This window comes from Achromobacter sp. GbtcB20 (genome assembly GCF_019091095.1).
Lineage (GTDB): Bacteria > Pseudomonadota > Gammaproteobacteria > Burkholderiales > Burkholderiaceae_B > Achromobacter > Achromobacter mucicolens.
The window spans coordinates 1-257 of sequence record NZ_JAGXJZ010000660.1 but is presented as its reverse complement, the minus strand read 5'-3'; the positions used below and the strand labels follow the sequence as shown (position 1 = coordinate 257).

Sequence of the window (257 nt, the reverse complement as noted above, 5' to 3'; positions counted from 1 at the left end):
AGCCGCGCTTGGTGCCGAACATGTCGACCACCGGCGACCACAGGGGCTTGATCACCCAGGGCAGGTAGAGCAGGCTGGTATAGAAGGCGATGTCGGTGTTCGAGATCCCCAGGTCCTTGTACATGATGACCGACAGCTGCATCGCCACCACGTAGGGAATGGCCTGGGCAAAATAGAGCGGCGGCACCCACAGCCACGGACTTTTCGCTTGCGAAGTTTGCATAACTCTTTCGTGATGGAAGTACAGAGCCGCTGCG

At 58.8% G+C, this 257-nt stretch carries 1 pseudogene; it reads right to left on the bottom strand.

What is annotated here, in order from left to right:
• Nucleotides 1-223, bottom strand: a pseudogene (locus KVT32_RS30620) (MFS transporter); the annotation flags it as partial.
• Between the last annotated feature and the right edge of the window lie 34 nt (nt 224-257).